Origin of the sequence: Zestomonas insulae, from assembly GCF_016901015.1 — a bacterium.
Classification (GTDB): Bacteria; Pseudomonadota; Gammaproteobacteria; order Pseudomonadales; family Pseudomonadaceae; genus Aquipseudomonas; species Aquipseudomonas insulae.
This window is the reverse complement of the sequence record NZ_JAFEUP010000005.1, coordinates 382,190-396,986: the sequence shown is the minus strand read 5'-3', so window position 1 is coordinate 396,986 and position 14,797 is coordinate 382,190. Positions and strand designations below refer to the sequence as shown.

Below are 14,797 nucleotides of genomic sequence, written 5' to 3'. Positions count from 1 at the left end.
CTCAGCGGTCGGGTTCAGGCAGCATAGGTGGCAGAGCGCCACTCAGGGTGTCGGGCAGGCGGATATCGACCGCCACCGGCAGGTGATCGGACATCGCCTGTGGCAGTACGCGCACGCGCTCCAGCGCGAGGCTGGGGCTGAGCAGGATGTGGTCGAGGCAGCGTTGCGGGCGCCAGCTGGGGAAGGTCGCTTCAACCTGCGGCGCGAGCAGGCCGAGGTCACGCAGCGGCGAATGCTGCAGCAGGTCGCTGGCGTGGGTGTTCATGTCGCCCATCAGCACCTGATGGCGGTAGCCGCCGATCAGTTCGCGCACGTAGGCGAGTTGGCGGGCGCGGGTCTTCTGGCCAAGCGACAGGTGCATCATCACCACGGCGAGGGCGTCGGCGCCTTCGCCGAAGCGCACCAGGATCGCGCCGCGTCCAGGAGGGCCGGGCAGCGGATGGTCTTCCAGCAGGTTCGGCTGCAGGCGACTGAGCACGCCGTTGCTGTGCTGCGCCAGGTGGCCGAGGTTGCGGTTGAGTTGCTGGTACCAGTAGGGGAAGTCGCCGAGCTGGGCCAGCCGCTCGACCTGGTTGACGTAGCCGGAGCGCAGGCTGCCGCCATCGGCTTCCTGCAGGGCAACCAGGTCGAACTCGCCGAGCAACTCGCCGATGCGCTGCAGGTTGAGCGCCCGCCCGGTGTGCGGCAGCAGGTGCTGCCAGCCGCGGGTCAGGTAGTGGTGGTAGCGCTCGGTGCTGTTGCCGACCTGGATATTGAAGCTCAGTAGGCGTAAGCGCCCGTCGGCCGGCAAGTCGCCGGCCGACGCGGTGTTGACCCGCGGCTGTTGCGGGCGGGCGACACGCTCGTTACCACCCCACCGCCGCAGCATGGTCATGGTCCTTACTTGGCAGCGCGCTCTTTGGCGATCAGCTGGTCGGCGACGTCCAGGGCCTGCTGCGGGCCGCCGGCCGAGCCGACGTCGAAGCGGTACTTGCCGTTGACCACCATGGTCGGTACGCCGCTGATCTGGTAGGCCATGCCGAGTTTCTTCGCCAGGGCCACCTGACCCTTCACGCCGAAGGAGTTATAGGTCTTCAGGAAGGCGTCCTTGTCGACGCCCTGGCCGGCGAGGAACTCGGCCATTTCTTCCGGGGTCGCCAGCTTCTTGCCTTCCTTGTGGATGGCTTCGAACACCGCGGTGTGCACCCTGTGCTCGACGCCCATGGTGTCGAGGGTGATGAACAGCTGGCCGTGCACGTCCCAGACGCCGCCGAACATCGCCGGGATGCGGTGGAAGTAGACGTCTTCAGGCAGCTTCTCGACCCACGGGTTGAGGGTCGGCTCGAACTGGTAGCAGTGCGGGCAGCCGTACCAGAACAGCTCCACCACCTCGATCTTGCCGGGCTTGGCGACCGGCACCGGGCTGCTCAGCTCGGTGTACTGTTTGCCGGCTTCGATCGGCTCGGCGGCCTGGGCCGAGAGGCCGAACAGGCTCATGGCGACAAAGGCGGCAGACACAAACAGATTACGCATGGATCACTCCTTGGCAGTTGGATGCCGCCGCGCCGGCGGCTTCAGTTCGACCGATTTGGCGCGCGCGGGTTCCGGCTATTGTAGCGGCGGCACCAATGAAAAAGGGTGGCCGTGGCCACCCTTTTCTTCCTACCCCAGCGTGCCTTAGTGCAGGCCCTGGATGTAGCTGGATACCGCCGCGATATCCTTGTTGCTCAGCTTGGCGGCGATGGTGCGCATGACCATGCTGTCGCCGTCGTTGGTGCGGTTGCCTTCGCGGAAGTCGGTCAGCTGCTTGGTGACGTACTGCGCGTGCTGGCCGCCCAGGTGCGGGAAGCCGGCGGCGGCGTTGCCCGCGCCGTTCGGCGAGTGGCAGCCGGTGCAGGCTGGGGTACCGTCGGCCAGGTTGCCGCCGCGGAACAGCGCTTCGCCGCGCTTGACCAGGGCCGGGTCGGCAGCGCCGACGCCCATCTTCTGGCTGGCGAAGTAGGCGGCCAGGTCGGCCAGGTCCTGGTCGTTGAAGTTGGCCAGGATGCCGGTCATTTCCAGCACCTTGCGACCTTGTTCAGGCTTGGCATCCGGTGCGGTGCCGGCCTTGATGTCTTTCAGCTGCTTGAGCAGGTAGCGCTCGCCTTGGCCGGCCAGTTTCGGGAAGTTCGGGGCAACGCTGTTGCCGTCCGGACCGTGGCATGCGCCACACACGGCTGCCTTGTTCTTGCCGGCCTCGGCATCGCCTGCGGCATGGGCCATACCGGTGATGCCCAGGGTCAACAGCAGACTCACGAGTACTTTGTTCATCAGCTAATCCAATTACGGCTAAGGGGAGAGAAGATTCCAGCCTAGGCTATCGGCTCATCCAGTGGATGACGGCCTGGTAGTCCTCGGCGCTACAGTCGGTGCACATGCCGCGTGGCGGCATGGCGGTCAAACCGTTGGTTACGCTTTGCACCAGCGTGTCCATGCCCTTGTCCAGGCGAGGTTTCCAGGCTGCCGCGTCACCCTTCTTGGGTGCCATCGGCAACTGACCGTTGTGACACGCACCGCAGCTACGGTTGAACACCGCTTCCGGATCCTGGCTCGCCTGCGCGGAGCAGGCCAGCAGGACGCTGGCGGCAATCAGCAACAACTTCATCAGATTGACCTCATCGGCAAGGAACGTCCTGCGTTCTTGTGCGCAGACTGCTGTGCATCGTTCCCGTGCACGCCTGTCCCGGTGGGACAAAGCGCACACAAAATCCGCGGCATTATATACTTGTGTCGCTCAAACGGAAACGAAACCGCCCCCTGCGACACCGCGTCGCACCTGTGGATATCCCATGTCTGTAAAGAACCCGATTCTGGGCCTGTGCCAACAGGCCTCCTTCATGATCAGCGCCGCCAAGGTCGACCAGTGCCCGGAGGACAGCGGCTACGAAGTCGCCTTCGCCGGTCGCTCCAACGCCGGCAAGTCCAGCGCGCTGAATACCCTGACCCATGCCAACCTGGCGCGCACCTCGAAGACTCCCGGGCGCACCCAGTTGCTCAACTTCTTCCGCCTCGACGACGAGCGCCGCCTGGTCGACCTGCCGGGCTACGGCTACGCCAAGGTGCCGATCCCGCTCAAGCAGCACTGGCAGCGTCACCTGGAGGCCTACCTGGGCAGCCGGGAGAGCCTGGTCGGGGTGATCCTGATGATGGACATCCGCCACCCGCTGACTGAGTTCGACCTGATGATGCTCGACTGGTCGGTGGCCAGCCGCATGCGCCTGCACATCCTGCTGACCAAGGCCGACAAGCTGGCCTACGGCGCGGCGAAGAACGCCCTGCTCAAGGTGCGTCAGGAGCTGCGCAAGGGCTGGGGCGAGGAGGTCAGCGTGCAGCTGTTCTCGGCGCCGAAGCGGCAGGGCATCGAGGACGCGCAGGCCGTGCTGGCGCGCTGGCTGGAGCTGGAAGTCGAAGAGGCCGAGGAACAGGCCTGAATCGCAGGCAAAAAAAACCCCGAGCTTCGTATGGGGAGGGGGAAGGCTCGGGGTTTAAGGTCTGAACCGCTAGGGCGGGGTTCAGAGATCTGCCAACACTTAACACAACATTAGGAGCACCGAAGGGCTTCGTCAGCCATTCCCAGACTCTGATGCAGCATTTGCGAGAAAGTTCCGATTTTTTTGGCAAACGCTTTGCGATAAGTGCTGAAGATTTAATTCCCTGAGGTTTTAAAACGGCGCGCAGCCCTGGCCGTGCGCCGCTTCCCGGCCCTCAGTGCGCCTCGTCCCAGTTGTTACCCACCCCGACTTCCACCAGCAGCGGCACGTCCAGTTCGGCCGCCCCGCTCATCAGCGCGCGCAGGCGTTCGCTGACCTGCTCGACGAGCTCCTCGCGGACTTCCACCACCAGTTCGTCGTGCACCTGCAGGATCACTCGCGCGTCCAACTGCGAGCTTTGCAGCCAGCCGTCCACGGCAACCATGGCGCGCTTCATGATGTCCGCCGCAGTGCCCTGCATCGGCGCGTTGATCGCCGTGCGCTCGGCGCCTTTGCGCATCGCCTGGTTCTTCGAATGGATTTCCGGCAGGTACAGGCGGCGGCCGAACAGGGTCTCGACGAAGCCCTGCTCGGCGGCCTGCGCGCGGGTGCGCTCCATGTAGGCGAGCACCCCCGGGTAGCGGGCGAAGTAGCGGTCGATGTAGGCCTGCGACTGCTTGCGGTCGACGCCGATCTGCTTGGCCAGGCCGAATGCGCTCATGCCGTAGATCAGGCCGAAGTTGATCGCCTTGGCGCTACGGCGCTGGTCGCCGCTGACGTCCTCGAGGGCCACGCCGAACACTTCGGCAGCGGTCGCGCGGTGCACGTCGCGGTCATGGCGGAAGGCGTCCAGCAAGCCTTCGTCCTTGGCCAGGTGGGCCATGATGCGCAGCTCGATCTGCGAGTAGTCGGCGGACAGCAGCTTGTAGCCAGGCGGCGCGACGAAGGCCTGGCGCACGCGGCGGCCCTCGGCGGTGCGGATCGGGATGTTCTGCAGGTTCGGGTCGGTCGACGAGAGCCGGCCGGTGGCGGCGATCGCCTGGTGGTAGCTGGTGTGGATGCGTCCGGTGCGCGGGTTGATCTGCTCCGGCAGCTTGTCGGTGTAGGTGCTCTTCAGCTTGCTCAGCGAGCGGTACTGCATCAGCACCTTGGGCAGCTCGAAGTCCTGTTCGGCGAGCTCGGCGAGCACCGCCTCGGCGGTGGATGGCTGGCCGGTGGCGGTCTTGCTGAGGATCGGCAGGCCGAGCTTCTCGTAGAGGATCACGCCGAGCTGCTTGGGCGAGCCGAGGTTGAATTCCTCGCCGGCGATGGCGAACGCCTGGCGCTCCAGTTCGACCAGCTTGTCGCCGAGTTCGACGCTCTGCTGGCCAAGCAGCTTGGCATCGACCAGCGCGCCGTTGCGCTCGATGCGCGCGAGCACCGGCACCAGCGGCATCTCGATCTCGGTGAGCACCTTGGCCAACGAGGGAATCGCCTGCAGCTTGCTCCACAGCATCTGGTGCAGGCGCAGGGTGATGTCGGCGTCCTCGGCGGCGTAGGGGCCGGCCTGTTCCAAGGCGATCTGGTCGAAGGTCAGCTGCTTGGCGCCCTTGCCGGCGATGTCCTCGAAGTGGATGGTGCTGTGGCCGAGGTACTTGAGCGCCAGGCTGTCCATGTCGTGACGGGTCGCGGTGGAGTCCAGCACGTAGGATTCGAGCATGCTGTCGAAGGCCACGCCCTGCATGGCGATCGGCGTCGAGGCGTTGGCCAGCACGTTCATGTCGTACTTGGCGTGCTGGCCGAGCTTGGCCTTGGCCGGGTCTTCGAGCAGCGGCTTGAGCGCCGCCAGCACCGCATCGCGGTCGAGCTGCGCCGGCACGCCCATGTAGGAATGCGCCAGCGGCACGTAGGCGGCCTCGCCCGGCTCGACGGCGAACGACACGCCGACCACCTGGGCCTGCTGCGGGTCGAGGCTGGTGGTTTCAGTGTCAAAGGCGATCAGTTCGGCACCGCGCAGCTTGTCCAGCCAAGCGTCGAAACGCGCCTGCTCGAGGATGGTTTCGTAGCGCTGCTCGGCCGCGGCTGCAGGCGCGGCCTCTGCCGCAGACTCAGCGGCCGCCGGAGCGCTTGTCGGGGCGGCGAACAGGTCGCCGGCGGCCGGGGCGCTCGCCGGCGCCTGACGCAGCACGTCGTCGAGCCAGTTCTTGAACTCCAGTTCGCGGTACCACTCGGCCAGCACGGCATTGTCCGGCGTGCCGGGATACAGGTCTTCGGCATCCAGGTCGAGCGGCACGTCGAGCTTGATGGTCGCCAGCTGGTAGGACAGGTAGGCCATCTCGCGGTGCTCGGCGAGCTTGGCCGGCAGGGTCTTGGCGCCGCGGATCGGCAGTTCCGGCACCTTGTCGAGGTTGGCGTAGAGCACATCGAGGCCGCCGCCGACGCCGACCAGCAGGCCCAGCGCGGTCTTCTCGCCGACCCCGGGGACGCCGGGGATGTTGTCGACCTTGTCGCCCATCAGTGCCAGGTAATCGATGATCAGCTCGGGGCCGACGCCGAATTTGCCGCGCACCCCTTCGATGTCATAGACGCTGCCGGTCATGGTGTTGACCAGGGTGACGTGCGGGCAGACCAGCTGGGCCATGTCCTTGTCGCCGGTGGAGATCACCACGTCGCGGCCCTGCGCGGCGGTCTGCCGGGCCAGGGTGCCGATCACGTCGTCGGCTTCCACGCCCTCGACGCACAGCAGCGGCAGGCCGAGCGCCTTGACGCAGGCGTGCAGCGGTTCGACCTGCACGCGCAGCTCATCGGGCATCGACGGGCGGTTGGCCTTGTACTCGGCGAACAGCTCATCGCGGAAGGTACCGCCCTTGGCGTCGAAGACCACCGCGAACGGGCTGTCCGGGTACTGCTTGCGCAAGCTCCTGAGCATGTTCAGCACGCCCTTCACCGCACCGGTGGGCAGGCCCTTGGAGGTGGTCAGCGGCGGCAGGGCATGAAAGGCGCGGTATAGATAAGAGGAGCCGTCCACCAGGATCAGGGGCGCGTTCGACATGAGCAGGATCAACCTTTTCGGCGGGGCCAGCGCTAAACTGACTGGACCATTGACGAGAAAGGAACAAGGTTACCATGCGCAAAACCCCGCGCCTGTTACTCGCCGGCCTGCTGTTGCTTGGCCCGCTCGCTGGCTATGCCGAGGATGCGCCGAGCGGCGACCCGGACGTGACCATCCGCACGGAAGGCGACAAGACCATCCAGGAATACCGGGTCAACGGCTTCCTCTACGCCATCAAGGTCATCCCCAAGGGCGGCAAGCCTTACTTCCTGGTGCGCGCCGACGGCAGCGATGGCAACTTCATCCGCTCCGACAACCCGGACATGCTGATTCCGGCCTGGGAGATCTTCAAGTGGTAGGGCCACGCTGAGATGTCGGTGTTCACGCCGCTCGAGCGCCATGAGCTGGAGGCCTTCCTCGCCCCCTACGGGCTCGGGCGGCTGAAGGACTTCCAGGGCATCGCCGCCGGCAGCGAGAACAGCAACTTCTTCATCAGCCTCGAACAGGGTGAGTACGTACTGACCCTGATCGAGCGCGGTCCAGCGCAGGACCTGCCGTTCTTCATCGAACTGCTCGACGTGCTGCACGGCGCGCGCCTGGCGGTGCCCTATGCGCTGCGCACCGAACGCGACGAAGCGCTGCGCGAGCTGGCCGGCAAGCCGGCGCTGCTGCAGCCGCGCCTGCCCGGCAAGCACGTCACCTACGCCAATGCCCACCACTGCGGCGAAGTCGGCCGCTGGCTGGCCTGCCTGCACCTGGCTACGCGCGGGCGGATTCTCGAACGCAAGAGCGACCGCGGCCTCGACTGGATGCTCGCCGAAGGGCCGAGCCAGGCGCTGCGCCTGGGCGACGCCGAGGTCAGCCTGCTGCGCGATGCACTCAACGAAATCGCCGCGCGCCGCGACGCGGTGCTCGCCTTGCCGCGCGCCAACCTGCACGCCGACCTGTTCCGCGACAACGTGCTGTTCGACGGCAATCACCTGTCCGGGGTGATCGACTTCTACAACGCCTGCGCCGGGCCGATGCTCTACGACCTGGCCATCGCGGTGAACGACTGGTGCGTGGAGGCTGACGGCAGCCTCGACGGCGCGCGGACCCGCGCGCTGCTCGCCGCTTATTCCACGCTGCGGCATTTCACCCCGGCCGAGGCCGAGCTGTGGCCGACCCTGCTGCGCGCCGCCTGTGTGCGCTTCTGGCTGTCGCGGCTGATCGCCGCCGAGGCGTTCGCCGGCCAGGACGTGTTGATTAAGGACCCCGCCGAATACCGCCGGCTGCTCGAGCAGCGCCAGCGCGTCGACCTCGGCCTGCCATTCGCCTTGTAACCAAGCCCCAGTCAGCCGAGCAGCGCCAGCAGCAGCGGCAGGCTGAGCGCGGCGAGCAGCGTCTGCAGGGTGATCAGCGCCGCCATCAACTGGCTGTCGCCACCCAGTTGACGGGTCAGCACATAGGCGGTCGGCGCGGTGGGCAGGGCGAAAAACAGCACCAGCACGCTGCTTTCCAGTGCCGGCAAATGGAGCGCGCGGGCCACCGCGTAGGCCAGCAGCGGCATGCCGAGCAAGCGCAGCGCGCAGTTCCAGCCCAGTGCAGCGAGCTCCCCGGCGAGTTCGCGCGGGCGCAATGCGGCGCCGACGCAGAGCAGGCCGAGCGGCAGGCTGGCGGCGGCGAGCAGGCCGAGCAGGCGGTCGACCCCGCCGCCCAGGCCGAAGCCGGCCAGGTTGACCAGGGCGCCGGCCAGGCAGGCGAGGATCAGCGGGTTCTTCAGCACCGGCAGCAGCAGTGCGCGCAGGCTGGTGCCGCGCTCGGCGGTCAGCGCCCACACCGACATCAGGTTCACCGCTGGCACCATCAGCGCCAGCATCAGCGCGGCGAGGGTCAGCCCGGCGCTGCCGAACAGGCTGCCGATCGCTGCCAGGCCGAGGTAGGTGTTGAAGCGCAGCAGGCCCTGGGTGAACGCGCCGAAGCGCGCCGCCGGCCAGCCGCGCAGGCGGCGCAGGAGCAGCAGGCCGGCCCAGCCGACGCCGAGACCGAGCAGCACCGCCAAGGCCAGACGCGGTAGCGCCGGGTTGTCCAGCGGTGCGCTGGCCAGGCTGCTGAACAGCAGGGCGGGGAACAGCAGGAAGTAGTTCAGCCGCTCGGCCGCCGGCCAGAACGCCTCGCCGGGAAAATTCAGGCGGCGCAGCAGGTAGCCGCCGACGATCAGCGCGAACAACGGCCAGAGGGCGGTCAGCAGGGGACTCATGCAGGGGCTCGGACGACGACGGACCGGTCCATCTTCGACGCCGCACGGCGCGGCGGCAAGACGCCGATGGTCTAGTGTTGCGACTGGAGCCGGGAAGTCGCTTCCCGCAACAGCGCTTCACCGGAGGGCGCATGTCCGACCTGCACCTGGGCGGTTGCCACTGCGGCAGCCTGCGTTATCAGTTCAGCGCGCCGCTGCGCGACATCGCCCATTGCCACTGTTCGGTGTGCCGGCGGGTCAGCGGCGGGCTGATCACCACCTGGCTCAGCGTGCCGCTGGAAACCTTCATCTGGAGTGCCGGCGAGCCGGCGCAGTACCGCTCCTCGGCCAGCTGCACGCGCTACTTCTGCCCGACCTGCGGCGCCCAGCTGGCGCTGTTCACCAACCTTAGCCCGCACAGCCTGGACGTCACCGTGGCGACCCTCGACCAGCCGGAGCGCGCCCTGCCGGATCGGCACATCTGGGTCAGCAGCCGGCTGCCCTGGCTGCACCTCGATCCGCAGTTGCCGGAAGAGGATGAGGAGCGCCTGTAGCGCTACGGCAGCTGGAAGCCGCCGCTGGCCTTGTGCACCTCGCGCAGGTGCGCGCCGAGCTGCTTGAGGTTGACCTCGGTGGCTTCGATCTCCGCCAGGCGCGTCGGGTCGAGCAGCCGGCGCACCTCCTGGTCGAGCTGCTCGCTGAGGTTGAGCAGGCGCTGCTGGCGTGCGCTGCTGCTCTGTTCCAGCTGCTGCGCCTCGCCGGGCTGCGGCAGGCCGTAGCCGGCCTCGAGCAATTCCGCCGGGCGACTCAGGTAACCGCTGTTGGCGAGGATCTGCTGCAGCGCCTCGCCGGCCTTGGCGAAGCGGCTGCCGGCGAGCTGTTCGGCGGCGCCCAGGTAGTTGCGCTTGAGTTCGTCCTGGGCGAGCAGCAGCTGGCGGCGCAGCGCGGCCTGTTCGAGCAGCAGCAGGGCGGCGCTGGCGCGCAGGTCGGCCGCGGCGAACCACGGCCGGCGGGCGGTGGCCGGTTGCTCCAGCCAGTCCTCGACCTTGGTTTGCGGGATCGCCAGGCGTTCCTGCAGCACGGCGAACATTGCCTGGTAGCGCTCGCGGAACGAATCGAAGCGGTAGCCCAGGCGCAGCGCTTCCTTGTCGTCGTCGAGCACGCTGCGGTCGGCCAGGCCGCGGCCGACCAGCACGTCGAGCAGGCCGTTGGGCATGATGCTGTCGAGGTCGCCCAGCTCGCGGCGGCCGGTGCCGCTGCGCAGCAGCTTGAGGGTTTCCACCGCGCAGTTGTTGGAGATGAACCAGTAGTGGCCGTCGTAGCTCCAGTGCAGTTCGGCGGCGTGCTCGACCAGATCGTGGATCTCCTCGCGCGACAGGCGCAGCGGCACCGAGGCCAGGCTGCGCAGCTCGACCTTGGTGTACTCGTCGATCACTTGGCCGAGCGGCAGGACGAACAGTCGCGACGGGTAGGCGCCGGTCAGCCCGGCCCAGCTGGACAGCTGCACGTCGTTGACGAAGGCGCGGTAGGACAGCACCAGGTGCTGGTCGAGGTCGAGGCGGCAGTCCGGCCCGCGCGGCCGGCCCGGTGCGCAGATCACCAGGCGCAGCATGCTGTGGCCCCAGCGGCTGACCCAGTTGTCGTTGGCTTCGGCGAGCAGGTAGTCGACCGCGTAGACCCGCTCCGGGTCGAGGCGGCCGAGCGGCTGGCGGGCGAAGTCGCGGCCGGCGTTGAGGAACGGGTAGTCGCCGGCGCAGCTGGGCGGGTTGCCCGGCGCCCAGTCGAAGTGCGCGCGGAAATAGCGGTACAGGGTCGGCCGCCGGCAGGCGTAGCTGGGGTCGAGGAGGAAGTACTCGAGGTTCACCGCAACGAACTCACGCGGGTTGCTTAGCTCGTACGCATCCGGGCTGCGCGCCACCTGGGCATTGTGCAGCTCGCGCGCGCCGCGCCGGCCGACCCGTTGCGGCCAGCCGGCGAGGTCGAGCAGGCGTGGGTCGTCGCTGAGGGTGAAGCGCCGCGCGGTCTGCCCGCGGCATTCCTCGGGCAGGCCGACCGCGCCGTGGCTGGCGTCGCGCTGTGCGCAGCGCAGCAGCAGCGCACGTTGTTGCGCCGGCCACAGGCGCGCGCGGTCGTACAGGTGGGTCAGTTCGTGGAGCACGGTGGCGAGCAGCTCGCGGCGTTGCGTACCGTGCGGGCGCTGGCTCGGCGTGCGCGCCGCGGAGCCGTCGCTGAGCGCCGGCAGCAGGCGCGCGTTGAGCAGCAACTGGCCGGGACGGATCGCGCGGCCGTACACCGCGGCTGGCAGGTCGTCGCTCCAGCGCACCGACACCGTGCGGTCGAGGCGCGCGACGAAGCTCGGCGGCAGGGCCGCCTGGGCTTCGTCGAGCAGGGTCTGGCTGGCCTGGCGCTGCCCCGGGTCGAGGGCCTCGGTGGCGAGTTCGAGGCGCAGCGCGGCCTGGCTGGTGCCGCCCCACAGCAACACGCTAGCGGCGAGCAGCCAGGCGAATTTCACAGGGCGAGGATGGCTTCGGCCAGCGCCAGGTCGGAGGCCTGCCGGGCTTCGGGGAGGTGCTCGCGCAGGGTGCCGAGCGCCGCTTCGAGTTGCGCGCCACGGATCGCCCCGGCGCTGGCGACGAAGCTCGCCGCATCGTCATGCGCGGCGCGCACGACTTTCATGTCGCGAATCGAAGTGGTGGTGTCGGAGGTGAAATCGAGGCTGCGACCGAGGGCGCGGACGATGATGTTGCTGGTGGCTTCCAGGGTGCGGGCGTGCGCGTCGGCACACAGCAGGGTCAGGGCTGCGACGGCAGCGATGAGCGGGCTACGCATGTAACTCTCCAAGGGCGACAGGGCTCGTGGGGGATTGGACGAGGCCGGACAGACGCCGGTTCCTTGTCCGCGCAGCGCACAGACGCGGCTCGGAGCGGGCAGAGCAGGAAGCGGCCGTTTTCGGGCGGCCGCAAGGCTAGCCGAATGCGCTGGTCAGGGCCAGCGCAGCGGTGCCTCAGAGGGTCAGGATCGCGCGCGCCAGTTGCATGTCGCTGGCGGCGAGCTGCGGCAGCTTGCCGCGAATGTGCTGCAGCGCGGCTTCCAGACGCGCGCCACGCACGCTGCCGTCGCTGGCCACGAAGCTGGCGGCGTCGTCGCGGGCGGCGAGCACCACCTTGTCGTCGCTGAACGACGAGGTGACGTCGGAGGTGGCGTCACTGGTGCCCTTGAGGGCGCCGACCGTGGCGTCGGTGGTATAGACGAAGCTGGTGGCCGAAACGCTGGTGGCAACGGCCAGCAGGGCAGCAGCGCTAAGCAGGCGGAGGCGGGACATGGGACAACTCCTGTCAAATAAGCCGGGTACGGCCCTGCTGGCCGTACCGCTTGCTGGAGTGTAGGTGCTGCCGCCGACTCAGCGCCAGAAAGGCTTGTTCAGCTCGGCGGCGCGCTCGCAGGCGCTGATCCCGGCGTCGGCGAGCAGGCGCTCGTCGAGTTGCGCGAGCTGGCGGCGGGTGCGCGCGCGCTGGGCCCACAGGTGCAGCAGGCCGGCCAGCCGCAGCAGCCAGCTGCCGAGGGTGAGTGCGGGCCGCGGGGCGGCGCGGCGGTCGAGTAGTGTGCGTTCCATGACACGGTCCTTCCCACGCAAGCGGGGTGTGGCTGATGGGAAGTCATGGTCGCGTGAAGTGCCCAGGGCTGTGCAGTCACAGCGACGCGCAATTGTGCTGCAGCAGTTGATGCGCGAATGAAACTGTATCGGTCGTCGAGCGCCCCGGCTGTTCTGCCCGGCGGCGGCCCCAGGTTGTCCCGGGCACAAAAAACCCCGTCCGGGGACGGGGTTCTGTACACCGTGGAACGCGGTGCGGTTAGCGCCAGAAGGGCTTGCTCAGCTCGTTGTAGCGCTGCGCTTCGCTGATGCCGGCATCGGCCAGCAGGCGTGGGTCGAGGCGGGCCAGTTCGCGCCGGGTATTCAGGCGGCGCTGCCATTGCAGCACGTTGGCGAACAGACGAACCGGAAGATGGGAGTGCGAAGCCGAGGATTGCTCGACGAAGTGCAGGTCGGAACTCAGGGTACGTTCCATGGCGACAGTCCTTCCGCTTGTGGCGGGATAGAGTGGGATTTGACGAAGGTCATGATCCGCTTCGGCGCCGCGGCCAACCAGTCACAGTTACCGAAAATTGTGCTGGTTGTTTGCGAACATCCCACAACTGTTTGGTTAAAAACTGCGCAAACTGTATGACTGTACCGGTCTGGGTGGGGGATGAACGGTAGTAATCGCCCTCGGCAGGGGCGATTGCCAGCCCCATTGCCAGTACAGTTTTATGATATTTCGCAATTGCCGCTGAACTGTTTGTCAGCTTTCGCCCGGCATGCGCTTCGCGCGCCAGCCGGGCGACGCGGCTCAGCCGGCCAGCATGCGTCCGGTCTCTTCCAGGTTGATGTGCCAGGCCATCGCCTCGCGTAGCAGGTGCGGGGTATGCCCGCCCTTGGCGCAGGCGCGGGCGAAGTAGTCGTTGAGCGGGCCGCGGAAGTCCGGGTGCACGCAGTTGTCGATGATCGCCCGCGCGCGTTCGCGTGGCGCCAGGCCGCGCAGGTCGGCGAGGCCCTGTTCGGTGACCAGGATGTCGACGTCGTGCTCGGTATGGTCGACGTGGCTGACCATCGGCACCACGCTGGAGATCGCCCCGGCCTTGGCGATCGATTTGGTGACGAAGATCGCCAGGTGCGCGTTGCGGGCGAAGTCGCCGGAGCCGCCGATGCCGTTCATCATCTTGGTGCCACCGACGTGGGTGGAGTTGACGTTGCCGTACAGGTCGAACTCCAGCGCGGTGTTGATGCCGATGATGCCCAGACGGCGCACCACCTCGGGGTGGTTGGAGATCTCCTGCGGGCGCAGCACCAGCTTGTGCTTGTACTGCGCGAGGTTGCCGAACACGTCGGCATTGCGGCGCCCGGACAGGGTGATCGAGCTGCCTGAGGCGAAGCGCAGCTTGCCGGCGTCGATCAGGTCGAAGGTCGAGTCCTGCAGCACTTCCGAGTACATGGTCAGGTTGTCGAACGGCGAGGCGATCAGCCCGCACATCACCGCGTTGGCGATGCTGCCAATGCCGGCCTGCAGCGGGCCGAGGCTGTTGTCCATGCGCCCGGCGGCGACTTCGGCCTTGAAGAAGTCGATCAGGTGATCGGCGATCGCCTGGGTCTCGGCGTCCGGCGGCAGCACAGTGGACGCCGAGTCGGCCTGGTCGTTGATGACGATGGCGACGATCTTTTCCGCTGGAATCGGGATCGCCGTGCTGCCGATGCGGTCGTCCACCTGGGTCAGCGGGATCGGTGTGCGGGTCGGCCGGTAGGTGGGGATGTAGATGTCGTGCAGGCCTTCGAGATTGGGGTTGTGCGCCAGGTTGATCTCGACGATCACCCGCTCGGCGAAGATCGCGAAGCTCGCCGAGTTGCCCACCGAGGTGGTCGGTACGATATGGCCCTGCTCGGTGATCGCCACCGCTTCGATCACCGCGATGTCCGGCTTCTTCAGCTGGTGGTTGCGCAGCTGCTCGACGGTCTCCGAAAGGTGCTGGTCGATGAACATTACCGTGCCGTCGTTGATCGCCTTGCGCAGCGTGCTGTCGACCTGGAACGGCATGCGCCGGGCCAGCACACCGGCCTCGGTGAGCTGCTTGTCGAGGTCGTTGCCGAGGCTGGCGCCGGTCATCAGGCTGATCTGCAGCGGGCTGTGCTTGGCGCGTTCGGCCAGCGCCTGCGGCACCGCCTTGGCTTCGCCGGCGCGGGTGAAGCCGCTCATGCCGACGGTCATGCCGTCCTCGATCAGGGCGGCGGCGTCGGCCGCACTCATCAGCTTGCTCAGCAGGGACGGCAGACGCACGCGATCTTGATACACAGCAACACCCTCGAACGGCGAAAAATGACAGGGGGCGCAGTCTAGGTCCTGGCCTGGCGCCTGCCAGCTATACCAAGGTCGAAGGTCCGCCACCTCCACGCGCAGCCGCCCTGGGCCGCGTTGTCCCCAGCTGTGGGGCAATTTCCTCACCCGCTTGCGGGTCTGCCACTCACGGTGG

16 protein-coding genes are annotated in these 14,797 nt (G+C 67.6%); 4 read left to right on the top strand and 12 right to left on the bottom strand.

What is annotated here, in order from left to right; translation table 11 throughout:
• Position 1: 1 nt before the first annotated feature.
• From JQX08_RS17730 to JQX08_RS17715, 4 genes are all read right to left on the bottom strand, one after another.
• Positions 2 to 865 carry an endonuclease/exonuclease/phosphatase family protein gene (locus JQX08_RS17730; protein WP_430472550.1) on the bottom strand — a complete coding sequence of 288 codons (864 nt, stop codon included), beginning with the start codon at positions 863 to 865 and terminating at the stop codon, positions 2 to 4.
• 14 nt (positions 866 to 879) lie between these two features.
• Positions 880 to 1,512: a thiol:disulfide interchange protein DsbA/DsbL gene (locus JQX08_RS17725; RefSeq protein WP_205349737.1), complete on the bottom strand. Its 633-nt coding sequence runs from the start codon at positions 1,510 to 1,512 to the stop codon at positions 880 to 882.
• Positions 1,513 to 1,656: 144 nt separating this feature from the next.
• Positions 1,657 to 2,289 carry a c-type cytochrome gene (locus tag JQX08_RS17720; protein WP_205349736.1) on the bottom strand — a complete coding sequence of 211 codons (633 nt, stop codon included), beginning with the start codon at positions 2,287 to 2,289 and terminating at the stop codon, positions 1,657 to 1,659.
• Between the two features lie 46 nt (positions 2,290 to 2,335).
• A complete protein-coding gene (locus JQX08_RS17715; protein WP_205349886.1) occupies positions 2,336 to 2,626 on the bottom strand; it encodes a c-type cytochrome in 291 nt (96 codons plus the stop codon).
• Positions 2,627 to 2,807: 181 nt separating this feature from the next.
• Here JQX08_RS17715 and yihA point away from each other — a divergent pair, with 181 nt between their 5' ends.
• The gene (yihA, locus tag JQX08_RS17710) at positions 2,808 to 3,449 is read left to right on the top strand and encodes a ribosome biogenesis GTP-binding protein YihA/YsxC (protein ID WP_205349735.1); all 642 of its coding nucleotides are present in this window, start codon (positions 2,808 to 2,810) and stop codon (positions 3,447 to 3,449) included.
• A 274-nt stretch (positions 3,450 to 3,723) separates the two neighbouring features.
• Here yihA and polA read toward each other — a convergent pair whose 3' ends face one another.
• Complete coding sequence (gene polA, locus JQX08_RS17705) at positions 3,724 to 6,519, bottom strand: DNA polymerase I (protein ID WP_205349734.1); 2,796 nt, start codon at positions 6,517 to 6,519, stop codon at positions 3,724 to 3,726.
• A gap of 74 nt (positions 6,520 to 6,593) precedes the next feature.
• Between polA and JQX08_RS17700 the strand changes: the two genes are divergently transcribed.
• Both JQX08_RS17700 and JQX08_RS17695 read left to right on the top strand, forming a co-directional pair.
• The gene (locus tag JQX08_RS17700) at positions 6,594 to 6,878 is read left to right on the top strand and encodes a DUF2782 domain-containing protein (RefSeq protein ID WP_205349733.1); all 285 of its coding nucleotides are present in this window, start codon (positions 6,594 to 6,596) and stop codon (positions 6,876 to 6,878) included.
• A 12-nt stretch (positions 6,879 to 6,890) separates the two neighbouring features.
• On the top strand, positions 6,891 to 7,841 hold the full coding sequence (locus tag JQX08_RS17695) for a homoserine kinase (protein WP_205349732.1): 951 nt from the start codon (positions 6,891 to 6,893) through the stop codon (positions 7,839 to 7,841).
• A gap of 11 nt (positions 7,842 to 7,852) precedes the next feature.
• Here the strand turns inward: JQX08_RS17695 and JQX08_RS17690 are convergent, their stop codons facing one another.
• Positions 7,853 to 8,758, bottom strand: a complete 906-nt coding sequence (locus JQX08_RS17690) for an AEC family transporter (RefSeq protein WP_205349731.1) — start codon at positions 8,756 to 8,758, stop codon at positions 7,853 to 7,855.
• A 131-nt stretch (positions 8,759 to 8,889) separates the two neighbouring features.
• Here JQX08_RS17690 and JQX08_RS17685 point away from each other — a divergent pair, with 131 nt between their 5' ends.
• Complete coding sequence (locus JQX08_RS17685; RefSeq protein WP_205349730.1) at positions 8,890 to 9,291, top strand: GFA family protein; 402 nt, start codon at positions 8,890 to 8,892, stop codon at positions 9,289 to 9,291.
• Between the two features lie 2 nt (positions 9,292 to 9,293).
• Here the strand turns inward: JQX08_RS17685 and JQX08_RS17680 are convergent, their stop codons facing one another.
• From JQX08_RS17680 to scpC, 6 genes are all read right to left on the bottom strand, one after another.
• Positions 9,294 to 11,249: a DUF7844 domain-containing protein gene (locus tag JQX08_RS17680; RefSeq protein ID WP_205349729.1), complete on the bottom strand. Its 1,956-nt coding sequence runs from the start codon at positions 11,247 to 11,249 to the stop codon at positions 9,294 to 9,296.
• Positions 11,246 to 11,566, bottom strand: a complete 321-nt coding sequence (locus JQX08_RS17675; protein WP_205349728.1) for a DUF2388 domain-containing protein — start codon at positions 11,564 to 11,566, stop codon at positions 11,246 to 11,248. The genes JQX08_RS17680 and JQX08_RS17675 overlap by 4 nt, the downstream gene beginning before the upstream one ends.
• Positions 11,567 to 11,741: 175 nt before the next feature.
• A complete protein-coding gene (locus JQX08_RS17670) occupies positions 11,742 to 12,059 on the bottom strand; it encodes a DUF2388 domain-containing protein (protein WP_205349727.1) in 318 nt (105 codons plus the stop codon).
• Between the two features lie 78 nt (positions 12,060 to 12,137).
• Positions 12,138 to 12,350, bottom strand: a complete 213-nt coding sequence (locus JQX08_RS17665; RefSeq protein WP_205349726.1) for a DUF1127 domain-containing protein — start codon at positions 12,348 to 12,350, stop codon at positions 12,138 to 12,140.
• Between the two features lie 238 nt (positions 12,351 to 12,588).
• On the bottom strand, positions 12,589 to 12,804 hold the full coding sequence (locus JQX08_RS17660; protein WP_205349725.1) for a DUF1127 domain-containing protein: 216 nt from the start codon (positions 12,802 to 12,804) through the stop codon (positions 12,589 to 12,591).
• Positions 12,805 to 13,125: 321 nt separating this feature from the next.
• Entirely contained in the window at positions 13,126 to 14,619 is a 1,494-nt protein-coding gene (scpC, locus tag JQX08_RS17655) for a succinyl-CoA:acetate CoA-transferase ScpC (RefSeq protein ID WP_205349724.1), read from the bottom strand.
• Between the last annotated feature and the right edge of the window lie 178 nt (positions 14,620 to 14,797).

What these genes read in the sequence shown, in the direction of transcription:
- JQX08_RS17690 (WP_205349731.1), bottom strand. Translation starts at nt 8,758, where the DNA reads ATGAGTCCCCTGCTGACCGCCCTCTGGCCGTTGTTCGCGCTGATCGTC.
- JQX08_RS17695 (WP_205349732.1), top strand. Translation starts at nt 6,891, where the DNA reads ATGTCGGTGTTCACGCCGCTCGAGCGCCATGAGCTGGAGGCCTTCCTC.
- JQX08_RS17675 (WP_205349728.1), bottom strand. Translation starts at nt 11,566, where the DNA reads ATGCGTAGCCCGCTCATCGCTGCCGTCGCAGCCCTGACCCTGCTGTGT.
- JQX08_RS17670 (WP_205349727.1), bottom strand. Translation starts at nt 12,059, where the DNA reads ATGTCCCGCCTCCGCCTGCTTAGCGCTGCTGCCCTGCTGGCCGTTGCC.
- JQX08_RS17700 (WP_205349733.1), top strand. Translation starts at nt 6,594, where the DNA reads ATGCGCAAAACCCCGCGCCTGTTACTCGCCGGCCTGCTGTTGCTTGGC.
- polA (WP_205349734.1), bottom strand. Translation starts at nt 6,519, where the DNA reads ATGTCGAACGCGCCCCTGATCCTGGTGGACGGCTCCTCTTATCTATAC.
- JQX08_RS17720 (WP_205349736.1), bottom strand. Translation starts at nt 2,289, where the DNA reads ATGAACAAAGTACTCGTGAGTCTGCTGTTGACCCTGGGCATCACCGGT.
- JQX08_RS17685 (WP_205349730.1), top strand. Translation starts at nt 8,890, where the DNA reads ATGTCCGACCTGCACCTGGGCGGTTGCCACTGCGGCAGCCTGCGTTAT.
- yihA (WP_205349735.1), top strand. Translation starts at nt 2,808, where the DNA reads ATGTCTGTAAAGAACCCGATTCTGGGCCTGTGCCAACAGGCCTCCTTC.
- JQX08_RS17725 (WP_205349737.1), bottom strand. Translation starts at nt 1,512, where the DNA reads ATGCGTAATCTGTTTGTGTCTGCCGCCTTTGTCGCCATGAGCCTGTTC.
- JQX08_RS17660 (WP_205349725.1), bottom strand. Translation starts at nt 12,804, where the DNA reads ATGGAACGTACCCTGAGTTCCGACCTGCACTTCGTCGAGCAATCCTCG.
- JQX08_RS17665 (WP_205349726.1), bottom strand. Translation starts at nt 12,350, where the DNA reads ATGGAACGCACACTACTCGACCGCCGCGCCGCCCCGCGGCCCGCACTC.